This is a genomic window from Acinetobacter sp. ANC 4218 (assembly GCF_002135245.1).
Classification (GTDB): Bacteria; Pseudomonadota; Gammaproteobacteria; order Pseudomonadales; family Moraxellaceae; genus Acinetobacter.
This window is the reverse complement of record NZ_NEGD01000002.1, coordinates 252063-269839: the sequence shown is the minus strand read 5'-3', so window position 1 is coordinate 269839 and position 17777 is coordinate 252063. Positions and strand designations below refer to the sequence as shown.

Here is a 17777-nt window from a genome sequence, read left to right as displayed (position 1 = left end):
GTCGCTTAAAATTTAGGATGTCATTGCTGTCTCCATCGCTACCGTATACAGTGCTTGCTCAAATTGTTGCACTGGATATTGCCAACCTATATGTTGCACGGCCTTTCGAGCTTCCAGTCCCATATGTTTCAATTGCTGATTGCTCGGCAACTGATACATTGACTGCATAAAACCTGTCTTATCACCCAAAGAACTCAGCCAACCTGTCAAGCCGTGTTTAATATGCAAATGTGCACAGGCATAATTATAGGCAATCACTGGCAAACCGCTTGCCATGGCCTCCAGCACCACATTGCCAAAGGTTTCAACCTGACTGGCAAATACAAAAACATTTGCACTTGCATAAGCTTGGGCAAGTTTCTGACCTGATAAATTTCCTGTAAAAATGACATCATGTCCTTGGCATAATGTTTCGAGACGACCACGCTCCGGACCATCACCCACAATCACCAGTTTGATATCCGGGTTATTTTTCTTCATGGAGAGATAGGCTTGAACCAGAACATCTATTTCCTTTTCAGGTGACAACCGTCCCACATAAAGCATGACCTGAGTACTCGGTGTTGCCTGCCATTGCTGACGTAAAACGCTGGAGTAATGTTGGGGTGAAAAATGCGTAACATCCACGCCACGCCCCACCACAACCAAAGGACAACAAATGCCAAATTCTCTTAAAATATATTCAGTATCTTTACTGGGAATACAGGTCAGTTGTGTATTGTTATGAAACCAACGTAAATAACGCTGAATGGGCTTAATTAAAAAGGCTAAATCGAAATAGCGACTAAATTCTTGAAAAGGTGAATGGAAGGCACTTGAAACAGGTATGCCCTTTGTCTTCGCTGCCTGCAAAACGCTTAATCCCAATGGTCCTTCTGTAACAATATGCACAACATTTGGTGCAAACTGATCCAATGCCTGAGAAACTTTTAAAAATTGTGGCCAGCCAAATTGCAAGCTTGGATATTGAGGAATAGCCTGAGCTTTGACTAAACACTGCTGATTTGGCAAAAATTGATCACACAGCTGCTTTTGTTCCGGCCGAATCAGTAAAATTTTATGGCCCTGTTTCTGCAAACCCTTGCAGAGTTGCAATAGAGACAGTGCCACGCCATTAATTTCTGGAGACCAGGTTTCTGTCACAATGGCAATTTTCAGCCGTGGGCGAATTAACCCAGTGAGTATCGCGACATCATCAAAAATGCGGTCTTGCTTATTTTTTTTAAAATAAAATTGGAAATTTTCTGGAAAATTTTGTTGTCTTAGCAGGTTGCTCGCATACAAATTTGCCATACAGCACCTATATCGTTATTTTAGATTTAGCTTAGATGTTAATTCTTTCAGTTTGATGATTCTTAGATGACTGTTTATTGAAACGTTGTATAATGCTAACAGCCAATAAAAACACGCTCCTCTTCCAAAGCTAGCTATTTTAAACAGCTCTTTTCAGTTTTACGTTTACGTTCAATTACAGACCAGTCCTTCACTGGCATACAAAATAATTAAAATAATAGGTTTACGTATATTACATCGCTATATATGCCAACTGGCGTACGTATAGAAGGCTGTTCTTCCAATCGTACCGCAATGACATATTTACTATCTTTTGAATTTCCCGACTGGGAAAGAGGCACATTCCACTGATTTCTCACAGGACCCGAAATATTCATTCGGGTTTTCAAGCGGTAAGTACCATTTGATACATAACTCGAACCATCCGAGCTACGCAAATTTTGACTGCTAAATTTAATTGCATAGGACTGGTCACAAAAGACTTTAAAGGAAGTTGCAGCAAAACTATGATAATAATCTGCCAAATGCATGACCGGTTCGGATATAGCATTTAAATAGCATTGCCCCGCATAAGCGAAAGCACAATTTGCATAGAGTAAAATGACCATGATAATTTTTTTCATTGTAATACCCTCTCTAGCGACAAATAACATCCATAACTGACTGCTCTAGCGCTTTTTGGTTCTGATTTGACACCTCAAAAGTACCCTGACATGTCTCGCCACCCTTGGCTTTCGCTAAAAACCGATATTTATTCGGTTTTAATCCATATAAATACACCCTACCCTGGGCATCCACAGGGAAATACTGGCTCTCTTCACCATTGATATATACTTCGCTTGTACGAGGCATCTGTTGATTATTTTGATCCAATAAACGCAAAATGACTTGTTGGGTATGATATACAGGAAAATCTAGAATATAGCCCCGTTGATTTAAGCCAATCATTTTTTGGCTCGAATAATCAAATGCATCTTCAATTGCTAACTGATTTTGGTCAAACGAAATATCATAGGGCACATAAGGAATAATATTATGTACAAATAAATAGCCATTTTTATTGGTACTTCCTACAGGAGATAATGACCTTGCAACATCAATCTCTGGAGAATCCTGAACTTTAACTAAAGCGAATGCATTATCAACAGATTTTGTTAATGCTACTTTTCCACCCAACCAGACAATAGCCCCGCGATAAATCACCTGATTATTTTCATATTCATCAGATTGGTCCAATTGAACACGTAAATCACCTACATTTGATTTTAATAAACCCGCAGCTTGATAAGCTAAATTTCCACGACGCTGATTTGCCCCCAAAACATAATCAAACCCAGTTTGTGCTGGAGATGCTTTGACAAATTGCACCCTTGTTTCATTATCTGTTGAATGCGAGAAGTAAGCATTCTTGTTATTACCTAAGCTATAGTTTAAAGATAAATATGCACCAGAATTTTTATCACCAGCAAACTCTTTAAAGCCTGAAATACTAAATGAAAGATTTGAACGCAGCATTTTAGAAATACTTAGATTTAATATACGGCTATCTGAAATATTAAAATTATCATTTTCATAATAAATTCGTTCTAAATAATTTAAATTAAAATTATTTATTATTGGCAAATCATACATACTGAAATAAAAAATATAATCATATTTTGGAATAAGTACTTCATTGCTATAGCCCAAAGTTTTATAATTATCAGTGGAATACTGCCCACTAAAACCCAAGTAAATATTATTTACAGTACGACTAATCGAGCCACCTACCGAATAGCCAGATCCATCATTACTATCACTTCCTGCAATAAAAGCGTCTAATAATGCATATTTACTAATCGCTTGAGTCCATAATAAACCCAGATTCTTTACTTCTTCACTATATGTAGCATTAAACCCAAGGGTAGTTAAATTACTTATACCCCGCCTAAAATAGATATTAGAAAAAAATTCCCTATAATCATTACTTTGAAGATCATAGTTATATCTAATCTTACCTAAAGAAATATTATATTCATTTAACCCAGGTTTAAGCAGTTTATTATTAATATATACAGGAAAACTCTGGACTGTTTTATTACCCAAAATATCTTCTACCACTACCTGAGCATCTCCAGATTGTTGAATCAATGCACCAGGCTGTAAAGTATAATTCCCCGGAGTAATTCTTTGTTGAGAAATACTAACCCCATTAATATATAAATCCACAGTTGAGGGTAAAACAGCGCTTCCTTTTAAAGTCGGCATATTCCAATAAATATAGTCAGGCCGATCTGTAAAATTTGTTCCAAAACTTAAACCACCATAACGTACTGAATTAACGAAGGGGTTGGAAATAGTAGTGGTATCACCCACGGTTAAACTTAAAAACTTATCAGGAAAATCTAGATCAAAAGCGGACCTTAGACGAACTATTTTTTCTTGTTTTACCTCTTCTGGTGCCAGAGCCTGTTCATTCTCAGTTAAATTTCGTATAAGCGTAGAATTTTGAAATAACCAATAATCTTTAAACACCCCTAATTCTGCTAATGAATTAAATTGGTCATCCTGTGAAGTCTGCTCATAAAAAAGATCATAATTTAAAAAAGCACCCAAAGCTGCCCTATTAGGCATAATCAATTTTTCTTGATCTATTTCTTTAGCTTGAAAATACTCTGCGGGTACTGTTAGTTTTACTGACTGTACATGTGTATCTATTTCAGCAAGAGCTGGGTTCAGTGAAACCAAGCAAAACTCTTTTTTTATGGGATGGACAGGAAAATAATCTCCTTTCAACTCTAAAGCATTTAAAGATTGGCACTCTATATATATTTTTTTATCTTCTTCAAATACTAATGTTTCTATATTTTTATCTATACCATTTAACCAGACGTTACTAAAAAAAACATTGTTCTCCTCTGCATTTACCCGCTGAATAGGTAGGACTATATTTAAAAATATACATGGCAAAAACAATATGATTTTTTGCATAACCCCTCACCCTGACAAATTAAATTCCATCGGCAATTCACTTCTATCTGTTTCAATAATTAATTTATATTTATTGAAATTCCCCAACTTAATCTCACCAAAATTAAATTTTTGTTGCTGATTATTAAGTAAATATTTCATATCTGTAGTGACTGCAACTTCTTTTTTCTTGTCATCTAGAATGGTTATTTTTTTAATTTGAACATGTGTATTGGTATTATTTTTCACATTTAATGAAAGCTGTGATCCATTATATACCGGGTTAAAATTTAGCTTCACTTTTTCTTGTACCCCTACGAATAGTGGGACAGAAATATTAAACAGGAAATTAACTTTTGACTCTTTTACAGTAGGTGCAATTTCATTAAAAATGATTCGCCAAGTTTCTTCTTTTTTTGGGGCTTGCATTTGAGTAAACCCTACCCGAACAATCTGCTTACTATTGGGTTGTAATACAAAGTTTTTAGGATTAATCACTACGGAATTATCAGGCTCTAAAACATCTTCCCCTTCTGCATTTTGTCCCCATTTAACGGCAGAAACTTCAAATATTTTAGCTTGATCAGATTCACTATAATCTAATGTAACGGTAGCACTACGCTGTTTTTTAACATCCGATATATATAGTTGGATAGGCGTAATTTTTAGTCCTGCATAAATTGTCTGTGAACATGCCAACACAATAGAAATAGCGAACATCGAAAATAACTTATTCATTTTCCCCTACCTATTATTTTTTATTTTTAAATTTTGATCTTTTTATAGTGAAGTTGGCATCACTATAAAGTGATACCAACTTTTTTTATTTCTAATTAAAAATTAGAATGAAACAGCAATTCGCAATTCTTCAGTATAAGTACCTACTGGTTTAGATACACCAACTTGTGGACTTACAACAGTAACATCATAAGGCGTCCACCCTCCTGGCGTAAATGGTTGACCTGCTGTTGTCGCATTCAAAGGAATAGTGGTTGTACCATTACGTTTGGTGGTAATTGTAACAGGAATTTCATTAGCACCCATTTTAAGTTTAGAACCATTTGCAGTTGTTAAACCAATCTTAAACTGTGCATTTGCCCCAACACGGAAACTGCCCTGTGCAGTATCGCCACCCACTTTATCTTGTAAAGTCAAAGTAGGAGTAAGTACTTGTAGTTCACAATGCGGTTCAACTTTAAGTTTAATATCAATTTTACCACTACAATCTACATCACAACCTGAAGGTGGTGGTGGAGTTGGTATCCCTCTTGCCAAATCATCTTCTGCATACACGCCTGTTGCACAAACGCCAAGTACTAATGCCGCTAATGCAGCTTGGGTCATTTTATTCATGATTTTCTCCATTTCTTTTTTTAAAAGAATATGTGTGTATAGTTATTTTAACGATTACGATGTAACTCTTTTTATTATGAGTAAGGTTACGTAACCGTTGACCTATCTTATTATCTTTAATTTTAAAAAATGCAAAAATGGTATTATTCACAATACATCAATTTAATGTTTGTTTTTTATTTGCTTTACAACTTTAATTCTATATTTATAATAAGGTTACGATACAAAATAAATTGATACAATTTAGAAATGTTTCCAATTATGTCAAATAAAAAAACAATAAAATAATCTTCAAAACACATAAAAACAACTAAATCACTAATTTTATTATTATTTTTAAAATTATCTCAACTTACACTAGTTTAAAATAAAGTTACATAATTTACAAAAGTTTGTAAATTACAGCTTATTATTTAAAAAATATGTGATTTTATCGATAATTTTACTTTATTTTTCAAACATTAATACTGTTCTTTAGGCACAATAAATTTAATTCCAAATTCCATCAAAAAAAATAAATTCATTTAGAAAATAACCACTTAAACAAAAATAAAACTTATATAAATTATTTTTATAAAAAAGAGAAGGCGAAAAAATTATTTTTAGTCTTGTTTTTATTTAATACCAATGTTTTCTCAACCGTAATGTATCTGACTTTATTTAATACAACATGTAATATTTTATGGTTATAAAAATTTGACATATAACCATTTAGTAAAAAATATTATTCATATAAATATTTAAGGAATTTATAAGATAAACATTCATCCAATTAAATATTTTTCTTTTAATAATAATTAATGCAAATTCATTTTTTATTTATATTTTTTAAAAAAATATTTTATAAAATATTTTTCAATTATTTTCTACCCGATTTAATAAGCCATCTTTTACTTGATAGGCCTGCCCATAACCGAAATCAATTTGTTGTTTTTCTCCCTGAACAGCTGGAAATCCAGTAATATTTTCTAATTGGGGGGAGCGTTGAAATTGATGGGTTTTAGGGTTATACATCCAGTAGATAAAGCGCTTATCTTCAATTTTTCGTTCATTGGAAGTATCTGAAAGCACGATGTCATAATAGCCATCAAGATTAATATCCATATAGCCAATACTCTTGGGATAAGCAGTAAACCCTGACAAACTTTGAACGACTGTATTGGTCGTTTTATTCCATACATCCACTTGTTTTAAGGCTCTTCCATAAGGCTGTTGGAGATTTTCAAGACCATAAAATTTAAATATGAACAGCGGCTTTTCTACTGCTGTAAATGCAGGCCCAAATTGAATTGGAATACTTTCGTTATTCTTTGCTGTGATCAAAACTGATGACATCTGTCCTGTATTGGCATTTAAATTTCCATTCAACTGATATTGTTCAGATGCTGTTGCCTCCCCCTCTACACTTACCGATTTAAGATTAAGCTGATCTCCTTTTTGCAAACCTTTAAAAGCAATCGCTTTTTGCTCGTTCAAATCATGGAATTTGCCGTGTGGATTCCAGATTCCTGCATACAAATCAAGAAAATAGCGTCCATCATCTGAACGCAACATTCGCTGCATAGAGACCCGAACATTTGTGAAAGATTTAAGGTGATCAATCCTGGTTACAGGCACTGTTTCTGCAAAACTTAAACATGCAAAAGATAAAGTGGTAAGACATAGCAGGATTTGAGTTTTCATTACTCAGCCAAACTTAACAATAAATTATGTCTACTCTATCACACTTAAAATTACATTTGATCTATCCTCAGCCGCTGTGTTTTGTTGCGAATTATTAATAGACTGATCTTCATCAAAAAACTAAAAATACTTTAGACAATAAAAAACCCTTGTATCAACAAGGGTTTTTTAAAGATTAAACTAAAAAATTAGTTCTTCTCTTTGTCAACGATTTTGTTCGCTTGAATCCAAGGCATCATTGCACGTAACTTGTTACCTGTTACTTCGATACCATGAGCAGCGTTTTGACGACGACGAGCAGTCATAGATGGGTAGTTCAACGCACCTTCCTGGATGAACATTTTCGCATATTCACCAGATTGGATACGTTTAAGCGCATTACGCATTGCTTCACGAGACTGTTCGTTGATCACTTCAACACCAGTTACGTATTCGCCATATTCAGCATTGTTCGATACTGAATAGTTCATGTCCGCGATACCGCCTTCAAACATCAAGTCAACGATCAATTTAAGTTCGTGTAGACATTCGAAGTAAGCCATTTCAGGCGCATAACCCGCTTCAACAAGAGTTTCGAAGCCCATTTTAACCAGTTCAACAGCACCACCACAAAGAACCGCTTGCTCACCGAACAAGTCAGTTTCAGTTTCTTCACGGAATGAAGTTTCGATGATACCGGTACGGCCGCCACCTACGCCTGAAGCGTAAGAAAGTGCTACATTACGCGCGTTACCAGAAGCATCTTGGTGAATCGCGATTAAATCAGGAACACCTGAACCACGTTGGAATTCAGAACGTACAGTGTGACCTGGTGCTTTAGGCGCAATCATGATTACGTCTAAGTCAGCACGTGGCACAACTTGGTTGTAAAGAACAGAGAAACCGTGAGCAAATGCTAGAGTCGCGCCTTGTTTGATGTTTGGCTCGATCACGTCACGGTAAAGTTGAGATTGGAACTCATCTGGAGTCAAAATCATGACTAAGTCAGCTTGAGCAACAGCAGCAGGAACTTCTGAAACTTTAAGACCAGCATTTTCAGCTTTTTTCCAAGAAGTCGAACCAGCACGTAAACCTACAGTTACGTCAACGCCAGAGTCTTTAAGGTTAAGCGCATGCGCGTGACCTTGTGAACCATAACCAATGATCGCTACTTTCTTAGATTGGATGATCGATAAGTCTGCGTCTTTATCGTAAAAAATTTGCATTGCTGTCTCCGCTTAAATGCTTATGTTTCCTTTTATCCAGGTCAATGATGTTATTGGTATTCATTGACCTGGATCCTCATCTCCACGATGAGTAGAATGTGTTAAAAAATTAGACTGTTAAAACTTTTTCGCCACGTGCGATGCCCGATACACCTGAACGCACTACTTCAAGAATGGTATTTTCTGCAAGCGCATCAATGAAACCGTCAAGCTTTTCAGTTGTACCGGCAATCTGAATGGTATAAGTCGTCGGGGTTACATCCACAATTTGTGCGCGGAAAATGTCAGCGGTACGCTTGATTTCTGCACGTGCCGATCCAAGTGATTTCACTTTAATCAGCATCAGTTCGCGCTCGATATGCGCACCCTCAGACAAATCAACCACTTTCACTACTTCAACCAGTTTATTCAGCTGTTTGGTGATTTGTTCAATTTTATGATCATCACCATACGTGGTCAGCGTCAAACGTGACATGGTTGGGTCTTCGGTTGGTGCAACATTCAAAGTCTCAATGTTATAACCACGTTGAGAGAATAATCCCACCAGACGTGAAAGTGCACCCGCTTCGTTTTCTACGAGAACAGAGATGATATGTCTCATTGAGTGCGCTCCCCTTTTCCTAACCACATATCTTGCATCGACTGACCCGCAACCAGCATTGGATATACATGCTCGCTACGGTCAACCATAACGTTAATAAATACGCATTTATCGTTGATGGCCATGGCTTCTTCAAGCTTGGATTCAAGTTCATCAGCATGGTTAATCTGGATGCCCACGTGACCATAAGCTTCCATCAACTTAGCAAAGTCAGGCAATGATTCAACATAAGAGCTTGAATGACGACCTTCGTAGTTCATATCCTGCCACTGTTTCACCATACCCAAGGCACGGTTGTTGAGGCAAAGAATTTTCACATTTAGGCCATATTGCTTACATGTTGATAATTCCTGGATACACATCTGAATCGATGCTTCACCGGTAATACATACCACTTGCTGGTCTGGGAATGCCAATTTCGCAGCCATGGCATAAGGCAGGCCTACACCCATGGTTCCCAAACCACCTGAGTTAATCCATTGACGTGGACGCGTGTATTTGTAATACAACGCACCAAACATCTGATGCTGACCAACGTCAGAAGTAATAATCGCCTGGCTATTGGTAATTTTATCTAAAGCGGCAACGACTTGTTGTGGCTTCATCGTACCATCAGTTGGGGCTACAACTTTTAAGCCGTGTGCTGCACGCCACTCATCAATTTGCTTCCACCATGCTGCAATATCTTCAGGGTTCGGTTTTGAAACATTCATTTGTTTCAACTGTACCAGCATCTCTTGAAGTACCGGCTCTACCGCACCCACAATTGGAATATGCGCCATGATGGTTTTAGAAATGGTTGCCGGATCAATATCAATATGAATCACTTTGGCATTTGGACAGAATTTTGCCGGATTATTGGTCACACGGTCATCAAAACGTGCGCCTACACACAGAATCAAGTCTGCATTGTGCATGGTCATGTTAGCTTCATAAGTACCATGCATACCCAACATACCGATAAATTGAGGGTCATTGCCCGGGAATGCACCCAAGCCCATCAAAGTATTGGTTACCGGATAGCCCAATAAATGAGCCAATTCAGTCAATAATGCTGAGGCATTACCCTGTACCACACCACCGCCAGTGTAAATCACTGGACGTTTAGCACTGATCAATTCGTCAATTGCTTTACGGATCTGGCCTGAATGACCACGATGTGGTGGCTGATACGAACGCATCTTCACTTTTTCAGGATATTCGTAAGCAAATTTTTCTGCAGGATTAGTCGCATCTTTAGGAATATCGACAACCACAGGACCTGGACGGCCTGAAGAAGCAATATAGAATGCCTTTTTAATAATCGCAGGAATTTCGCTGGCATGACGCACTTGGAAACTGTGTTTTACGATTGGACGAGAAATACCGACCATATCGGTTTCCTGGAACGCATCCTCACCGATAAGATGGCTTGCAACCTGACCAGACAAAATCACCATTGGGATTGAGTCCATATAAGCCGTTGCAATTGGCGTTACGGTATTTGTCGCGCCTGGACCTGATGTGACAAGTACCACACCAGTTTTACCTGTTACACGCGAATAAGCATCAGCCATATGACCGGCAGCCTGTTCATGACGTACAAGGTAATGATTAATTTTGTCTTGTTGAAAGAGCGCATCGTAAATATGCAGTACTGCGCCGCCTGGATATCCAAAAACATGTTCAACGCCTTCGTCCGCCAATGCGCGAACAAGCATTTCACCACCAGATAAAAGTTCCAACGTGATTCACCCTAATCTTTTTTCACGCACAAATGGAGGGCATTTGTGGTGATTCATTCATTCACTGTGTGCTCTGTTATAGCACACAAATTTCATAGTTTTCATAGCAATAAGAAAAAAATCTGACCTGGTCGCTGTTTGAGCAATATGAGGTCTAAAACATGTTGGGATAAACATATTTTGTTGGCTTTGTTCAGCTTCTCGGCTAGAGAAGAAGTCCATTGCTAAAAGGCTCTTATTCGAAGGGTGATCGATCTAAGGCATATAAAACTAAAGCAGCATTTTTGTGGTTTCGAGTATTAAAGTCAAGTTTAAAAATTAGCTTTTTATAGCTTAATTTTAAATTATTCATTTTTTATTCATCAGTTTTGTCTTTAGCAGTGCACACCATAATAAAAAAAAATTAACTTTTTTATATTTTTCAAATAATTAAAAAATATTTTCATAAAAAATAAATATAAAAATTATAATAAAATGGAATGAATATTTATTTTATTAAAAAATGTTTTTATTAATTCAAATGTATTTCTTACACTTTGATTTTGTATCTGGATATATTTTTGTATTCAGAGTCACAACACCGTAGCGAATCAAGGAGTATCTTTCTAATTAAATGAAGATCAAATAGTACGATTGCCTAATCATTCATTTATCTGCATTTTGGGGCAGTTTATCTTTTTTCTCTGCAAAACGATCAAGATCATATAAAATACTGAAGCAATCAGGAGTTCTATTTATCCCACACTCTATCCAACTGATTATGACAATAAGGACTTGATTATTATGGCATCATCTTTCATCAAAATTGCATTCATGGCTGCATGCTTTAGCTTCAGTCTCAGCTCAACCACGAGTTTTGCCAAAGAATATTACAAATGGGTGGATGCCAAAGGGTCTACGCACTACACCACCACCCCACCACCAAAATCGGCAAAGAAGAAAGGTAAAGTGGAGACTTATGGCACCGCACATTCTGCTAGTCCTGCGGCTCAAGAAAATAATGCTGTGAAAGAAGCCAAGAATACTGCTCAAGAAAACAAACCCGTTAATCCAACAATTCCCGCAATTCCAGAAGGCAGCATTCCTGCAACACCTAAAGTCCAATAATATTATATTGTGCCCAGGAGTGATTACGAACCGGTAATCACTCTAGATAATCTAAAAAACTATAAAGATGAAAAGAGCGGTAACAGAACCCTATATTCACCTTAGAAAAAAGGGTCGCAAATGCTTAAGCCTTATTCGCTGTAATGAATAGATGAGTACTTCTGCTTGTTGATGCTGCGAATAATATTGCCCCTCATATTATTTTTCCCCATCCAGGTATGCTGAAGATTTTTATAAAGGATTGGATAACAGGGATTCAACGCATGCTGGCAAAGCATCTCCGCCGAAACGTGCATAGAGACCAGACTTATATCAACCTTTCAACACAAAACTGAACAAGCTGAAAAAGTAGTAGCATTGTCCAGACAACATATAAGAAAGATCCTTATGCAAGCATGTTTGGTGCGATCAGATAACAAGAAATCCACGCATCAATAGAAGCAGCTCATTTATAAAACAAAGAGAAACTTGTGAATTCAAAAACATGAGATCATTAAAGGATATGTTTAAAAGTTCCATGTCTAGTGACCAGGAAGATAAAATCCTGATCTGAAAACTGACATTGCATCGCATTTTGCGCTATGCTGTGGGCTAAATTTTTTAACCGTTCTCTTGTATTACGTATATGACTACTCACATTGACTCTGAATACCAAGCCAGTGCGATTGAGCCTCAAGTCCAGCAGGATTGGGAATCTCGCAAAGCCTTTAAAGTTGCCGACACTGTAGAAGGTCCACGTCGTTATATCCTCTCGATGTTCCCTTACCCAAGTGGCAAACTGCATATGGGTCATGTGCGTAACTATACGATTGGTGACGTAATCAGCCGTTTCCACCGTCTAAAAGGTGAAACCGTGTTGCAACCTATGGGTTGGGATGCATTCGGTCTACCTGCTGAAAACGCGGCGATTGCCCATCAGGTTGCACCTGCAAAATGGACCTTTGAAAATATCGATTACATGCGTAATCAGTTGAAAAAACTCGGTCTGTCGATTGACTGGGATCGCGAATTTGCAACATGTACACCAGAATACTACCGCTGGGAACAATGGTTATTCGTTCAGCTTTATAAAAAAGGTCTGATCTACCGTAAGTTGTCTACCGTGAACTGGGATCCTGTAGACCAAACTGTTCTAGCAAACGAACAGGTTGAAAATGGCCGCGGCTGGCGTTCAGGTGCATTGGTTGAAAAACGTGATATTCCAATGTACTACTTCCGCATCACAGACTATGCGCAAGAATTACTGGACGATTTAGAAACTTTAAAAGACGGTTGGCCACAACAAGTCTTAACCATGCAACGTAACTGGATTGGTCGCTCACAAGGGATGGAAATCACCTTCCCTTCAGCGAACCCAGACGTCTATGCAGATGGTTTAACTGTATTTACCACTCGTGCCGACACTTTAATGGGCGTGACTTATGTTGCTGTTGCAGCAGAACACCCTATGGCACTAAAAGCAGCTGAAACTAACCCTAAATTACAAGCATTCATCGAAGAATGCCGTATGGGTTCTGTGGCAGAAGCAGATCTTGCCACTGCCGAGAAGAAAGGCATGGCAACCGGTCTTTCTGTGAAGCACCCTGTAACGGGTGAAGAAGTTCCGGTTTGGATCGCGAACTACGTACTCATGTCTTACGGTTCAGGTGCGGTGATGGCGGTTCCATCACACGATGAACGCGACTTCGAATTTGCCAACAAATATAGCTTAACCATCAAGCAAGTGATTGATGCCAAAGGCGCTGATGATGCTGACTTTGATGCAACTCAATGGCAAGAATGGTACGGCTCTAAAGAAGGTAAACTGGTTAATTCAGGCGAATTTGACGGTTTAGACTTCCAGGGTGCATTTGATGCCTTCCTTGCAAAACTTGAGCCGCAAGGTCTTGCCAACGTTAAAGTTCAATTCCGTCTACGTGACTGGGGTGTGTCTCGTCAGCGTTATTGGGGTTGTCCAATTCCAATGATTAACTGTGACACCTGTGGTCAAGTGCCAGTACCAGAAGATCAACTTCCTGTTGTCCTTCCAACTGATGTAGTGCCAGACGGTTCAGGTAACCCATTGAACAAAATGCCTGAGTTCTACGAGACAAAATGTCCTTGCTGTGGTGGCGACGCACGTCGTGAAACAGATACATTAGATACATTCGTAGAATCATCTTGGTACTATGCACGTTATGCATCTCCAGACTTTACAGATGGCATGGTCAAACCTGAAGCAGGTCAAACCTGGCTGCCTGTGAATCAATACATCGGTGGTGTTGAACACGCGATTTTGCACTTGCTCTATGCGCGCTTCTTCCACAAATTGATGCGTGATGAAGGTGTGGTACAAGGCAACGAACCGTTCACCAACTTGTTAACACAAGGTATGGTACTGGCTGATACTTACTACCGTGAAGCAGAATCAGGCAAGAAAACCTGGTTTAACCCTGCGGATATCGAGCTGGAAAAAGACGAAAAAGGTCGTGTGCTTTCTGCAAAATACACTGGTGATGGTCAAGAAGTCGTGGTTGGCGGTCAGGAAAAAATGTCGAAATCGAAAAACAACGGTATCGACCCACAAGCGATTATTGACCAATACGGCGCAGATACTGCACGTGTATTCATGATGTTCGCTGCTCCACCAGATCAATCTCTTGAATGGTCTGATGCAGGTGTTGAAGGTGCAAACCGTTTCTTGAAACGTGTATGGCGTTTGGCAACCGGTTTCCTTGAGCAAGGTAACAATGCTTCAAACATCGACAAAGTGGCGCTTTCTACGGCTGCGCAAGACTTACGCCGTAAAACGCATGAAACCATCCAGAAAGTGGGTGATGACATTGAACGTCGTCATGCCTTCAACACTGCCATTGCAGCGATGATGGAATTGTTAAATGCGAACAACAAGTTCGAAACGAAAGATGACAACGATGTTGCTGTTGCTCGTGAATCCATCACCACACTTCTGACTTTATTAGCTCCATTTGCGCCACACGTAAGCCAGACTTTATTGGCTCAGTTTGGTATTGAATTAACAACTGCTGCGTTCCCTGCTGTAGATAAATCTGCATTAACACGTAATACACAAACGATTGTGGTTCAAATCAACGGGAAACTTCGCGGCAAGCTCGAAGTGTCTGTGGATGCATCTAAAGATGACATCTTGGCACAAGCCAAAGCATTGCCTGAAGTACAACAATTCTTGACCGGTCCAACCAAGAAAGAAATTGTGGTGCCGAATAAGTTAGTAAACTTGGTGGTTTAAGAATCCCTCCAAACCTCCCTTTGAAAAAGGGAGGCTTTCCCCTCTTTATCAAAGAGGGGTTAGGGGAGATTTCACAATTACCAAACAAAGCCCGTTGTCAATCAACGGGCTTTGCACATACAATCACTACATATTTTTCGATCTTCCTTTTTTGCTTTGAAGAACAATACAGAGGACAACGCATGCATTTGGGCAAACGTTTAGCAGCAATTGTTTTAACTTGTGGTCTAAGTGCAGGCTTAGTGGGCTGTGGCTTTCATTTAAAAGGCACCAACCCGACAACTGCTCCTGTGGCTTATTCTAAAATGAAATTGGCATTGCCGGATAATGCAGGACAATTGCATGAAAAACTTGCAATTTATTTGGGTGCAACAGGTATTCAGCTGAGCAATAGTCCCGATGCTTATGTGTTGCGTGTACTGGATTACACCCCACAGCGTCATGAATTGAATGGCAAACTGGTGGAAACCCTACTGCGCTTAACCGTGACTTTCCGTATTGAAGATGCACAAGGTAATCCGGTTACTGAACCGCGTGCCATCACAGCTTCACGCAGCTATCAATATGATGTGGCTACGGTAAACACGGATGATCAGGAACAGAAGTACCTCAATCAGGTGATTGTTGATGATGTGGCACAGCAAATTGTGCGTCAGATTTCATCCAACCGTTTACCCAAAGTCGTGACCAAACCAGCGGCTTCTACGACCCAACCTTAAATATAGAAAATCGTGCGATGAAACTTGACTATCCCCAAGCACTCAAACGTGTTGATGAAGCTCGCGGTGCCTGGATTATGTATGGTCAGGAACCTCTGCTCGAACAAAATTTACTTGATGCTTTCCGGCAGAGTTGGCAAAAACAGGAAATTGAACGTCAGCGTTATGATATTGGCAATGTCAGTGACTGGAAAAATGTCTTTAATGCTTTAAACAGCCTGTCCTTGTTTTCCACACAACTGGCTGTTGAAGTACATGGCAATATCAAGCCCGATGCCAATGGCATCAAGCAACTAAAAAGCTATATCCAGCATAATGAACAAAACCTGCTATTGGTGGTAATGCCGAAACAGGACAGCAGCAGCCTAAAATCCAGTTTTTTTCAGGTGGTGGATGCCAATGGCGTGACAGTGTCACTTGCGGCCAATTATCCGCAAGACCGGCAACGGATTTTAAGTATTGAGGCCGAAAAGCTGGGCATCAAACTGGCCCCTGATGCTTGGGCCTGGCTGGAACAGCACCACGAGCACAATCTGCTGGCTGCAAAAAACAGCCTCATGCGCGTCAGTGATACTTTTGCTGATGTAGAGATCATCCAGATTGATCATTTGTATTCATGTCTACAAGATCAGTCGCGCTACACCACTTATGATTTAAATGATGCCCTGCTTGCAGGCAATCTGGCTCAGGCAATTAAAATTTTCCAGTATTTAATTGCCTCGGGTGAACCGATGAGCCTGATCTTGTGGAGCATCAGCAAAGAAATGCGTTTACTGATGCAACTTTTTGAACAGCCACACAATGCCTTACAGTTGGGCATCTGGAAAAATAAAGTTAGCCAATATCAACAAGCCTTAAGACGGCTCAATCCGAACTGTTTCCTGACTTGGCCATCCCTATTGTTACGCATTGATGCTTCAATAAAAGGTTTAGGCAAAGAAAACCCCGAACATCTGGTTCTGCAAGCCATTAGCAGCATGTGTGGTCAAACCTTATTTTTATCGCCAAGCGCCTAACTAAAGAAACGTGAAAACCAGCTTTTGCCTTTTTTCTCTTCTTGTTTACGTAGATAGCTCAACATATTGTCTCGCACTGCATCGACATAGTCCTGATCATCATGCTGAATATGGTTGATCAGCCACTTGGACAGCAGACGATACAAGTCTTTTTCAATGGATTCACCTTTTTCAAATTTCAGGCGGTAATCATTCAGACGTTTTACAAATAAGTCATGGATACCACGATGTGATGGTAAGTATTGATAACTGACTTGTTCCAGCAAATTTTCTTCAAAGCTAAAATGCGACTGGGTGTAGTCAATTAAATCCTCCAAAACCTCTTTAATTTTATCGCGCTGCCCCGTGTTTTTCACCTGCTCCAAAGCATTAATATAATCCAAGATCTGACGATGCTGATTATCAATCACATCAATCCCAATATTATAGGTTTGATTCCATTCCATCACTTACCTCTTACAAATTTTAATATTAAAGTTATGATCTTTTTCGCATAATTATGGGGATTAATGCTCTTATTATTAAACCCATAATTATTTTATGGATTTAATACTACAAACTTTTTTTATTTAAATCTAGAGATAAAACAAAGATTTTTTAAATTATGTCTACCAGTTGGAAACTCAGGAGAGTGAAGGTAAAAAAGAAATCAACATCTCCAGCACGAAAAAGCTATCTAAATAAAAATCATTAAATAAATCTATTATCATTCGACTAAAATCCAATACATCTTGATACCACGGATTCAGTGAACGACATTCCACTTTCTCAACAGCGTTTTGAAAAACTCAAGCATCAGGCTGAAAACCATCTTTTAGAAAATTGATGGAATCGAAATTTAATAAAATTTCTCTGCTCTATTCATTCATGCTAAAAGTTT

Annotated in this window: 14 protein-coding genes; 4 read left to right on the top strand and 10 right to left on the bottom strand. The window is 38.7% G+C overall.

What is annotated here, in order from left to right; translation table 11 throughout:
* Positions 1-12: 12 nt before the first annotated feature.
* From B9T38_RS02930 to B9T38_RS02890, 9 genes are all read right to left on the bottom strand, one after another.
* Complete coding sequence (locus B9T38_RS02930; RefSeq protein WP_086195362.1) at positions 13-1293, bottom strand: glycosyltransferase family 4 protein; 1281 nt, start codon at positions 1291-1293, stop codon at positions 13-15.
* A gap of 209 nt (positions 1294-1502) precedes the next feature.
* On the bottom strand, positions 1503-1916 hold the full coding sequence (locus tag B9T38_RS02925) for a hypothetical protein (RefSeq protein WP_171263149.1): 414 nt from the start codon (positions 1914-1916) through the stop codon (positions 1503-1505).
* Between the two features lie 13 nt (positions 1917-1929).
* Positions 1930-4263 carry a fimbria/pilus outer membrane usher protein gene (locus tag B9T38_RS02920; protein ID WP_086195361.1) on the bottom strand — a complete coding sequence of 778 codons (2334 nt, stop codon included), beginning with the start codon at positions 4261-4263 and terminating at the stop codon, positions 1930-1932.
* Between the two features lie 6 nt (positions 4264-4269).
* Positions 4270-4980, bottom strand: a complete 711-nt coding sequence (locus B9T38_RS02915) for a fimbrial biogenesis chaperone (RefSeq protein ID WP_086195360.1) — start codon at positions 4978-4980, stop codon at positions 4270-4272.
* Positions 4981-5082: 102 nt separating this feature from the next.
* Entirely contained in the window at positions 5083-5595 is a 513-nt protein-coding gene (locus B9T38_RS02910; RefSeq protein ID WP_086195359.1) for a hypothetical protein, read from the bottom strand.
* Positions 5596-6450: 855 nt separating this feature from the next.
* Positions 6451-7278, bottom strand: coding sequence for an XAC2610-related protein (locus B9T38_RS02905; protein WP_086195358.1), 828 nt, complete (start codon positions 7276-7278; stop codon positions 6451-6453).
* A gap of 188 nt (positions 7279-7466) precedes the next feature.
* Positions 7467-8483: a ketol-acid reductoisomerase gene (gene ilvC / locus B9T38_RS02900; RefSeq protein ID WP_086195357.1), complete on the bottom strand. Its 1017-nt coding sequence runs from the start codon at positions 8481-8483 to the stop codon at positions 7467-7469.
* A gap of 109 nt (positions 8484-8592) precedes the next feature.
* Positions 8593-9084, bottom strand: coding sequence for an acetolactate synthase small subunit (gene ilvN / locus B9T38_RS02895; RefSeq protein WP_086195356.1), 492 nt, complete (start codon positions 9082-9084; stop codon positions 8593-8595).
* Positions 9081-10808: an acetolactate synthase 3 large subunit gene (locus tag B9T38_RS02890; protein WP_086195355.1), complete on the bottom strand. Its 1728-nt coding sequence runs from the start codon at positions 10806-10808 to the stop codon at positions 9081-9083. Before B9T38_RS02890 ends, ilvN begins: the two co-directional genes overlap by 4 nt.
* Before the next feature lie 783 nt (positions 10809-11591).
* Here B9T38_RS02890 and B9T38_RS02885 point away from each other — a divergent pair.
* From B9T38_RS02885 to holA, 4 genes are all read left to right on the top strand, one after another.
* Complete coding sequence (locus B9T38_RS02885) at positions 11592-11915, top strand: DUF4124 domain-containing protein (protein WP_086195354.1); 324 nt, start codon at positions 11592-11594, stop codon at positions 11913-11915.
* Positions 11916-12540: 625 nt separating this feature from the next.
* Positions 12541-15162 (top strand): leucine--tRNA ligase, encoded by a 2622-nt coding sequence (leuS, locus tag B9T38_RS02880; protein ID WP_086195353.1) that lies wholly within the window; start codon positions 12541-12543, stop codon positions 15160-15162.
* A gap of 182 nt (positions 15163-15344) precedes the next feature.
* Positions 15345-15881, top strand: coding sequence for an LPS-assembly lipoprotein LptE (locus tag B9T38_RS02875; protein WP_086195352.1), 537 nt, complete (start codon positions 15345-15347; stop codon positions 15879-15881).
* Positions 15882-15898: 17 nt separating this feature from the next.
* Positions 15899-16897, top strand: coding sequence for a DNA polymerase III subunit delta (gene holA / locus B9T38_RS02870; RefSeq protein ID WP_086195351.1), 999 nt, complete (start codon positions 15899-15901; stop codon positions 16895-16897).
* Here holA and B9T38_RS02865 read toward each other — a convergent pair.
* Complete coding sequence (locus B9T38_RS02865) at positions 16894-17343, bottom strand: bacteriohemerythrin (protein WP_086195350.1); 450 nt, start codon at positions 17341-17343, stop codon at positions 16894-16896. The two genes, holA and B9T38_RS02865, sit on opposite strands and share 4 nt — an antisense overlap.
* Between the last annotated feature and the right edge of the window lie 434 nt (positions 17344-17777).

Coding starts and splice junctions, on each gene's coding strand:
- holA (WP_086195351.1), top strand. CDS start 15,899: ATGAAACTTGACTATCCCCAAGCACTCAAACGTGTTGATGAAGCTCGC.
- B9T38_RS02930 (WP_086195362.1), bottom strand. CDS start 1,293: ATGGCAAATTTGTATGCGAGCAACCTGCTAAGACAACAAAATTTTCCA.
- B9T38_RS02920 (WP_086195361.1), bottom strand. CDS start 4,263: ATGCAAAAAATCATATTGTTTTTGCCATGTATATTTTTAAATATAGTC.
- ilvN (WP_086195356.1), bottom strand. CDS start 9,084: ATGAGACATATCATCTCTGTTCTCGTAGAAAACGAAGCGGGTGCACTT.
- leuS (WP_086195353.1), top strand. CDS start 12,541: ATGACTACTCACATTGACTCTGAATACCAAGCCAGTGCGATTGAGCCT.
- B9T38_RS02905 (WP_086195358.1), bottom strand. CDS start 7,278: ATGAAAACTCAAATCCTGCTATGTCTTACCACTTTATCTTTTGCATGT.
- ilvC (WP_086195357.1), bottom strand. CDS start 8,483: ATGCAAATTTTTTACGATAAAGACGCAGACTTATCGATCATCCAATCT.
- B9T38_RS02875 (WP_086195352.1), top strand. CDS start 15,345: ATGCATTTGGGCAAACGTTTAGCAGCAATTGTTTTAACTTGTGGTCTA.
- B9T38_RS02910 (WP_086195359.1), bottom strand. CDS start 5,595: ATGAATAAAATGACCCAAGCTGCATTAGCGGCATTAGTACTTGGCGTT.
- B9T38_RS02925 (WP_171263149.1), bottom strand. CDS start 1,916: ATGAAAAAAATTATCATGGTCATTTTACTCTATGCAAATTGTGCTTTC.
- B9T38_RS02885 (WP_086195354.1), top strand. CDS start 11,592: ATGGCATCATCTTTCATCAAAATTGCATTCATGGCTGCATGCTTTAGC.
- B9T38_RS02865 (WP_086195350.1), bottom strand. CDS start 17,343: ATGGAATGGAATCAAACCTATAATATTGGGATTGATGTGATTGATAAT.
- B9T38_RS02915 (WP_086195360.1), bottom strand. CDS start 4,980: ATGAATAAGTTATTTTCGATGTTCGCTATTTCTATTGTGTTGGCATGT.